The 6,002-nt window shown below is 57.2% G+C and carries 8 protein-coding genes; 1 reads left to right on the forward strand and 7 read right to left on the reverse strand.

The genetic code is table 11. The features are described from left to right. Positions 1-19: 19 nt before the first annotated feature. The 3 genes from AC1DX0_RS29410 to AC1DX0_RS29420 form a co-directional block, all read right to left on the reverse strand. The gene (locus AC1DX0_RS29410) at positions 20-766 is read right to left on the reverse strand and encodes an SOS response-associated peptidase (RefSeq protein WP_477223968.1); all 747 of its coding nucleotides are present in this window, start codon (positions 764-766) and stop codon (positions 20-22) included. 79 nt (positions 767-845) lie between these two features. Next, on the reverse strand, positions 846-1,175 hold the full coding sequence (locus tag AC1DX0_RS29415; protein WP_477223969.1) for a low affinity iron permease family protein: 330 nt from the start codon (positions 1,173-1,175) through the stop codon (positions 846-848). Then, positions 1,172-1,390, reverse strand: a complete 219-nt coding sequence (locus AC1DX0_RS29420; RefSeq protein ID WP_477223970.1) for a hypothetical protein — start codon at positions 1,388-1,390, stop codon at positions 1,172-1,174. Before AC1DX0_RS29420 ends, AC1DX0_RS29415 begins: the two co-directional genes overlap by 4 nt. A 1,135-nt stretch (positions 1,391-2,525) precedes the next feature. Here AC1DX0_RS29420 and AC1DX0_RS29425 point away from each other — a divergent pair. Beyond that, the gene (locus AC1DX0_RS29425; RefSeq protein ID WP_477223971.1) at positions 2,526-3,281 is read left to right on the forward strand and encodes a Crp/Fnr family transcriptional regulator; all 756 of its coding nucleotides are present in this window, start codon (positions 2,526-2,528) and stop codon (positions 3,279-3,281) included. A gap of 22 nt (positions 3,282-3,303) precedes the next feature. Here the strand turns inward: AC1DX0_RS29425 and AC1DX0_RS29430 are convergent, their stop codons facing one another. From AC1DX0_RS29430 to AC1DX0_RS29445, 4 genes are all read right to left on the reverse strand, one after another. Continuing rightward, positions 3,304-3,537 (reverse strand): hypothetical protein, encoded by a 234-nt coding sequence (locus AC1DX0_RS29430; RefSeq protein ID WP_477223972.1) that lies wholly within the window; start codon positions 3,535-3,537, stop codon positions 3,304-3,306. Beyond that, a complete protein-coding gene (locus tag AC1DX0_RS29435) occupies positions 3,524-3,943 on the reverse strand; it encodes a hypothetical protein (protein ID WP_477357925.1) in 420 nt (139 codons plus the stop codon). The genes AC1DX0_RS29430 and AC1DX0_RS29435 overlap by 14 nt, the downstream gene beginning before the upstream one ends. Further along, on the reverse strand, positions 3,909-4,400 hold the full coding sequence (locus tag AC1DX0_RS29440; RefSeq protein WP_477357928.1) for an ATP-dependent DNA ligase: 492 nt from the start codon (positions 4,398-4,400) through the stop codon (positions 3,909-3,911). Before AC1DX0_RS29440 ends, AC1DX0_RS29435 begins: the two co-directional genes overlap by 35 nt. A gap of 1,366 nt (positions 4,401-5,766) precedes the next feature. Continuing rightward, a partial coding sequence (locus AC1DX0_RS29445; protein WP_477357931.1) for a hypothetical protein occupies positions 5,767-6,002 on the reverse strand: 236 nt, incomplete at its 5' end.

A 6,002-nucleotide genomic window follows, 5' to 3' on the forward strand; every position in this document is an offset into this window, starting at 1 on the left:
CTCATCAGGCCAAGCTCGGTCAGACGTCGAAAAGATCGTCGGGACCGTGGCCCTTCACATCGATAATGTCGGGCCGGCCGATCTCGTCAATGATGTCAGGCGTGTTGTTACGGGGGCTGCCGACCTTGCCGCCGATCGGCCACATCTTCATCAGGTCGGACGGATACGGCTTCATTAGGTCGCGAGGATCTGGCTCTGGTCCGAGCCAGCGCATGTAATCGGCCGGCGCCAGGATCACCGGCATCCTGTCATGGATGGTTGCCATCAGTTCGTTCGGTTCGCAGGTAGCGATAGCGAAGGTGCGGATCAGTTCACCCGTGACCTTGTCGGCATACTCTTCCCAGATGCCCGCCATGGCGAAAGGCTCGTCATCTTTCATCGCGATTGCATAGGGCTGTTTCCTCTTGCCCGAGGCGTCCAGCTTCTGCCATTCGAAATACCCGTCCACCGGCACCAGGCAGCGCCGTGAGGCGTACGCTTTGCGGAACATGCCATTGGTCGCGATCGTCTCGCAGCGTGCGTTGACGGGCGGCGGTCGGCCGCCTCCGTCACGAGCCCATCCGGGGACAAGCCCCCACCTCGCCGACACGAAGCCGGCCATGGACGTGGACAGTTCCTCCCGGATGATAATCGGGTAGTTGAGGCTTGGCGCGCCATTCCAGATTGGGAAACCATTGCCCATGCGCTCGACGTCGCCAGGATGCGCGAACTCGAAACGCCGCACCATGTCAGGGATTGTCGTCTTGACGAAAACGCGTCCACACATGAGATCACCGGTCTATCGTTGCGGAAGACCAAAATGGGAACGCTTCGTGAACGAGTCAAGCGGCGCCGATCTCCTTGGATTACCGCTTGGATGCCTCCTCTTCCAGCCTGTTCAATTCAGCCTTGATCATCTCCGGGTCTTCATGCTCCAACCCGACCACCTCGTTCCTGGTCTCGTTCAGGGCGACGATGATCTCATCCAGCTTGGCATGGATTGCTGCGGTGTCGCGATAGCCCTGAATCAATACGACGCCAGTGATGAGAATGGCCGCGACTGACAGAGCATAAGTGACGGCATTGGTGAGGCCGAAAGGCACCAGGGCCGTGCAAACGATCATGGCCAGCATCATGACGTAGAAGCCGGGCGGGCGAGATAGAAAATCAGCTGTGACAAACAGAAAGCGGTTCACGGAGCACCGCCTTCGCGATGGTCCATGGCCTCGGCGATGACCTCGAACACGCTGGGCACCTCCTCGCTGATCTCGGTCGTGGGAATGCCTGCCTTGTCGGCGGCTTTCATGGCCTTGTCCGCAAGGTCGCTGATGACCACCGGATCGTCACTAGCGGTTTCGGGCAACTGCTCTGCCATCCATTTGTCGAGGAAGTTGATGCCGCGTGTGCTCATGTGTGCACAAAGCTCACATGGAGCTGTGAGTTCCACCTGACGGTTGATTTCCGTTGAGCCGCAACTCTCTTAGCCGCGCAGTTTTCGCCTCCCGGGCTTTTCGTTCAGCATCGAGAATCCTCCGTGCTTCACGATCAGCTCTCTCAATTTTTTCCTTATCGACACGCCGCTTGTTTTCCACAACAGGCCTCCTTCGTCTGTCGGCTGGTCGAGAAATTGTGTCCCCCAAAAGAGCGATTTCAATTTCATTTGTTAATGCACGCCAGCTTCGGCCGGCGCTGTTTGTCATCCAGAATTGATTTTAGCGGGGCGTACATGTGCGCTAAAATCCCAAGCCCATTGCCCTTGGAGGCGAATTGCGATGGACAGCGTTTCCATAATTCTGAATGGTCAGACCCAGCCTTGCGTGGAAGTGTTCGAAGCCTGCGGTGAGTGGGTTGTCCGCGTCGTTGAGGAAGACCAGGAACTTACACGGTCATTCGAAATCGAATCGATGGCGTTGGCCTTCGCGGAAGGCCAGCGGAGGCGGCTAGCACTGTATAAGTTCGTGCGGCTCTAGAGTGTCTTCAGAAGCCGAGCTTCACCGCATCAACGCTTGATCGCCGGGAAAAGCGGATTGACCCTAAGAGGTCGCGTAACGGGTCAAGTGGCCTTTTCGACAATTCTTGTCCTGGACATAACCCGATGGGGCCGCTTTCGCCGGTGCTTCTCGCGTCTAGGATATGGATGGAAAGCTCGCCGGACGAAGACCCCAACAACCTCAAGCCCGGCGAGCCCACAACCTGATCAGAGTACGCGATCAGGGCCGGGATCAACCGGCACCCTGTCAGAGGCAAAAGCAGTGCCAGTACCGCCGTCCCGAACTGGGACTCGCATTTACCGCGTTGTTAGACGAGCGTCCTGCCGAGATTGCGAGCCAATCTCTCTCGGAGTACGATAATTCCAGGGCTGGGAGAACAGTCAAATGTCTCATTTTTGGTTGGGAGGAACGGCTGTCGTAGTCTTGGCGTTTATCGCGATCATCGCTTTGGACCACCTGAGCTACAGACAGAAGCGCAACACGAGTCTGCGGTAAGCCGATCTGCCGTTGCTGAGGTTCGCTTGTGTGATGATGGCGACCTGCTAAAGGTCATCGATGTCCGATTTGACAACGCCGCTAATCAGAAAGCTCGAAAGCCTTGGTCGCCTTACTGCTGGTGAACGCGACAGCATCGAAGCGATGACGCTTGCAGGTAAGGAGTTGACGTCCGGTCAGCACATAGCGCTGGAAGGTGACGAGCCAAGCCTTTGTTGCTTGGTGGTCGAGGGACTCGTGCGGCGATACAGCATCTTGAGCAACGGCAATTTGCAAACGCTATCGATCCATGTTCCCGGCGATATACCTGACTTACAGGGCTTGCACCTTAGGACGATGGATCACACACTCGCGTCTTTAGGTAAAAGCAAGGTCGCCCTTATTGCGCACCGCGACATCCTTGAGGTTCTCCGTAAGTCACCTCGCTTGGGAAATCTATTTTGGCGTGAGAGTTTGGTTGATGCAGCCGTTGCGCGGGCGTGGGTCAAGGTGTTGGGAGGCCATGATGCGTTTGGCAGGTTCGCCCACCTCGCCTGTGAACTTTACGTGCGCTTGAAAGTGATGGGCCTGGTAACTGACAATTCTTTTCCGTTGCCGCTAACTCAAGTTCAGCTCGGCGAAACTATCGGGGCGAGCGTTGTTCACGTAAACCGGATGTTGAAGAAGCTGAGAGCTGACGGGCTTCTAGAACATAAGGACGGGCGGCTGTCCATCATGAACTGGGAGGGCTTAAGCGGTGCGGCAGATTTCGATCCCGGGTACCTGAATCTGCGAGACCTCCGCTATTTGGATCTAACGCCTGCGGCTGGCCGTTAGTCATTCCGGCGAGCTCGTCAGCTTAGGTCTCGCTGCGGTCCACGGCAGCCTCGTCGACCTCAGCTTCCATTTGATCGCTGACCGGCCTGGCCTTGCCGGCACCATCAAGCGGAACACCGTCGAAGCCCTGCAGCCAAGGGTCACGCCATTCTTCCCAGTACGCCGGCACGTCGCGGGCTTTCCCGTCCTTTCGCGCCTGGCCGCCGTACATCCAGGCGTAGGCGATGCGCTCCTGGTCCTTCTTAGCTACGGCCATCTACGTCGTCCTCCCAGTAGTCCAACAGTCTCGCATGGCGCAGCTTCTCTTCGCCCTTGAGGGTTTTCACGCGGCCGACGAGGCCAGGCTTCAGCCATTCGGCCTTGTCCTTCTTATGCCCTTTCGGGACGGGACCGCCAACCTTGCCTTGCACCCGATCCCATAGGGCTTGCCGCTTGTCGGCTCTGAAGCTCACGAACGCGCCGCCTTTGTAGTGGCCTTTTTCGGCCATGATCACCTGTGCAGCTTTGCCGGGTTCCCGCTGCACGCCAATGATGTCCATCTGCTTCTCTTCAAAGCACTTGATCTTGCGCCAGTCCATCGTCGGACCGCTGCGATAGGCGCTGGCCTTTTTCTTGGATACCAWGCCCTCAAGRYTGGCCTTGTCGACGAGATGATACCGCATCGCCGGTGCCTGGCAGCGCCTCGCTGAACTGTATCCKSCCGCCKTCKGGGAYCATWCCTTGCAGGATSTCGCGTCGATCMKCCAACGGCATGGTCCGCAGATCRTGRCCGTTGAGMAGCATCAGGTCRAAYGCCACSAGATAMAGRTCTGGCGATGGCTGGCGCCGCCCAATGATGCCTTGCAGCGCGTGGAAGTCGGACAGCCCCGCTTCGTTGATCATGATGGTTTCGCCTTCGAAGATGAAGGTTTTGGCCTCGATCGCGGCGGCTTCTGCGGCGAGGTAGCGATATCGAGCCGTCCAGTCGAAGCCGTTCTTGGTCAGCATCCGAATGCCATCTTCATCCTTGATGACCTGGGTGCGGTAGCCGTCGAATTTGATTTCGTGGCTCCAGTCGTCACCCTCGGGCGGGGTTTCGAAAAGCTCTGGCTCCATCGGCTTGATGAACTTCAAACGCATACACTGACCCGCACAAGCCGCGATTCAATCAGCATTACCTAAAATGGTTCCAAAACTGGAAACGATGGCAAGGTGCAACAAAGTCTTGGTCTGAACGTTGCGCGTCGGTTATAACGCCTCAGGAGCGCGCCATTGCCGACATACCATGTCGAGGAGATTGACTGCGATACCGTCACGGCGACTCACGTTGTGAACGCCACTACGCCTTTGCGGGCCGCCCGCGAGGCAACCGAGCGGGACGTCACCTTGCGTACGAGCGAGCATATATGGATACGCGTCACTGACGAGAAACGCGGTCACGTCTTCGAATACAGTTTCAGCCTATGACGAAACTATCAGACCTTGGTCCACCGATTCCGGGCAACCTGCATGGCGGCGACCTGATCCGCGAAGAAGGCCATTTTTACAACTGTCCGAACTGCGGTCAGAGGGTCGACCAGCGCGACTTGCGACAGGTATTCTGGCACGAAGAGCCAGGGCACCAGCCTCTGGAGCCCGAGCCCGAGGCGACGATTATAGAATTCCGACGAAGGAAATAGGATGCTCGCCGTCTTTGCCCGGCAAGAGCGGATTTCCTGTGTTGGCAGTGCTGCAGCCAGCGGAATGGATGGAATGGCGCAGCCTGCTCGGCTTGGATGAGCCCGGGTTCTATGTCGCGCGGATAACGGTCCTGTCTCGATTGCAGCGACCACAAGTTCCTTGGTCACGGTCAAAGTCGGATGTGGTTCCAAGTGCGCCCGTGATTTGACCAACTTGAGCTGGGGTTACGTTACACTCATCTACTATACAGCTGTCGCAGATAGCAGTTGGTTTTTGATTTGTGATCCATGCGTTGATGCGCTGGGCGGTGTTCATTCACATGTTTGCCGAGGGTTTGCCAGTTATTTTCCGACCTCTAACAATTAGCGACATCTAATGTTCCGTGTCCTCTATGACGTTCGCGGCCATCCATACATGTGTAACAAAAAACCTCGGCACTGACTGAGCAGCGACGGGCCCTTGTTTGTCTGACCGGTTGACGGATATCCGAGCAAAATCTCAACTTGCTCGCGCCCGTCAGTTCCAACAAAAAAGCCCGCGCCTTGGAGGAGGCAGCGGGCCAGTCTGGGGAACGCTGTTGGAGGACAGCGCGCCAAAAGAACACTCGGTGCGGACTGCGGTTCCATGTGGCTCGGCGCGATCTGGAGACTGGACCAAATCCGAACTTGGGCACTGCGCTGATGGGCCCGCCTCGCGGGCGGCGAAGCGGGCCCGGCCAAGATGTTGCAGCCTTGGCCGGCAGCGAGGAGGCTGCCGTCACAGGAACAACCCGTTGAGTATCATGTTCCGCTTATACGCAAAAAWGGAATTCCCAGAGCTCGTCAATTCACAGCGGCTGTTGGACTGCGCGTTGGCGCCGAACGGTGTAAGCAAAGGTCCTGTTCTCATGGGTCAGTTCGGACACCCTAATCCACTCATCTTCCTGATGACGAAATGTGACCGGCTGGCGAACCTGCTCTTCGGCGGCTTTAAACGGTAGAGCTGCTTTCACCGTGGCAGATGAGACGACTAGCGCTCCCGACATAACTTCGACTCTATACGTGCGCATTCGACCCTCCCAGT

The sequence above is a fragment of the Mesorhizobium sp. P3_A9 genome (assembly GCF_056402975.1).

What these genes read in the sequence shown, in the direction of transcription:
- AC1DX0_RS29410 (WP_477223968.1), bottom strand. Translation starts at nt 766, where the DNA reads ATGTGTGGACGCGTTTTCGTCAAGACGACAATCCCTGACATGGTGCGG.
- AC1DX0_RS29420 (WP_477223970.1), bottom strand. Translation starts at nt 1,390, where the DNA reads ATGAGCACACGCGGCATCAACTTCCTCGACAAATGGATGGCAGAGCAG.
- AC1DX0_RS29425 (WP_477223971.1), top strand. Translation starts at nt 2,526, where the DNA reads ATGTCCGATTTGACAACGCCGCTAATCAGAAAGCTCGAAAGCCTTGGT.
- AC1DX0_RS29430 (WP_477223972.1), bottom strand. Translation starts at nt 3,537, where the DNA reads ATGGCCGTAGCTAAGAAGGACCAGGAGCGCATCGCCTACGCCTGGATG.